This is a genomic window from Ameyamaea chiangmaiensis (assembly GCF_013376175.1).
Classification (GTDB): Bacteria; Pseudomonadota; Alphaproteobacteria; order Acetobacterales; family Acetobacteraceae; genus Ameyamaea; species Ameyamaea chiangmaiensis.
In genome coordinates, this window is sequence record NZ_JABXXR010000282.1 from 1 (window position 1) to 1,722 (window position 1,722).

Here is a 1,722-nt window from a genome sequence, read left to right on the forward strand (position 1 = left end):
AACCGCTGGCCGATCGGCTGCGACCGGCCCGGCTGGCGGACGTGGTGGGGCAGGACCACTTGCTCGGGCCGTCGGGCGCGCTGCAGCGCATGCTTGCGACGGGCGCACTGGGCAGTCTGATCCTGTGGGGTGGCCCCGGGGTGGGCAAGACGACCATCGCTCGGCTGCTGGCCGACGAATCCACCCTGGCATTCCAGCAGATCTCCGCGGTATTTTCCGGCGTGGCCGAGCTTAAGCGTGTGTTCGAGGAGGCGGCGCGACGCCAGGACGCCACCGGGCAGGGCACGCTGCTGTTCGTGGATGAAATCCACCGGTTCAATCGCGCGCAGCAGGATGGTTTCCTGCCGGTGGTCGAGAACGGCACCGTCGTTCTGGTGGGCGCGACGACCGAGAATCCCTCCTTCGCCCTGAACGGTGCCCTTTTGTCGCGGTGTCAGGTGCTTGTTTTGCGGCGTCTGGACGATGCGGCGATGGAGCAGTTGCTGGCGCGCGCCGAGGCGACGCTGGAGCGGTCGTTGCCGCTGACCGCCGAAGCGCGCGCCAGCCTGCGGGCGATGGCCGACGGCGACGGGCGTTACCTTCTGAATATGGTGGAGCAACTCTATAGTCTGCCGGAGCAGGTGCCGCTCGACCCGCAGGGGCTTGCCGGTGTCATGTCCCGCCGCGCGGTGCTGTACGACCGCGATCGGGAAGAGCATTACAATCTGATCTCGGCTCTGCACAAATCGCTCCGGGGCTCGGACCCCGACGCGGCACTCTACTGGTTTGCGCGGATGCTCGAAGGTGGCGAGGACCCGCGCTACCTCGCGCGGCGTTTGACGCGGTTCGCCGCCGAAGACGTCGGCATGGCCGATCCGACGGCGCTGCGCCTGGCCATTGCGGCATGGGAGACGTATGAGCGGCTGGGCTCTCCCGAGGGGGAGCTGGCCTTGGCGCAACTGGTCGTGCATCTCGGCACGGCACCCAAGTCCAATGCGGTTTACAAGGCTTACGGCGCGGCCCGTCGTGCGGCGCGGCAGACCGGCAGCCTCATGCCGCCCGCACATATCCTGAACGCGCCGACCAAGCTGATGAAAGAGATCGGCTACGGCCAAGGCTATGCCTATGACCATGATGCCGAGGACTCCTTTTCGGGGCAGAACTATTTCCCCGACGAGATGCCGCGCACCCGCTTCTATACCCCCACCGGCAATGGCTACGAACAGCGGATCGGTGAACGGCTGGAGCACTGGAACCGTCTGCGGGCGGCAAAGGGGCGGCGGCCGGAGGGGTGAGCACCTGCCCGTGTCGCTGGGCAGTGCACTCTACTGGCGGGATGCCCTCAGTATGTGTGCGATACTGAAATAAACACGAATAACCAGCGCAAACTGCGTCCTATTGCACTGCAATTTAGACATATTATGTTGTTAATTGGCAACATATAGCGCGAAATCGCCTGATATCGCGCCCTACTAAGCCGCGAACACGACTCATCCACTTGAGCGTCCGCATGTGTCTTTCTTAAGGTTTTATGACAACGGGCGCGTCGCCCGCCGACACCCTTCAAGACAAGGCACATGTTTATGGCTCCAATAGGCATGCCCCCCCGTCTCTCGGCGCGCCGACAAAACGGCCGGCGCCTGTGCCTGCGCGCACTGCCGCTTCTGGCTGGCACGGCCCTGGGGTGGTCGGCCGCTTTCCCCGCCCGCGCCGACACGCCGCCGCAGCATACGCCGTCCCACC

At 65.0% G+C, this 1,722-nt stretch carries 1 protein-coding gene; it reads left to right on the plus strand.

The genetic code is table 11. From position 1 onward, the window contains the following. Nucleotides 1–1,274 (plus strand): replication-associated recombination protein A (locus HUK82_RS16370; RefSeq protein WP_176614933.1); only part of this gene is annotated, 1,274 nt, incomplete at its 5' end. Nucleotides 1,275–1,722: the final 448 nt, after the last annotated feature.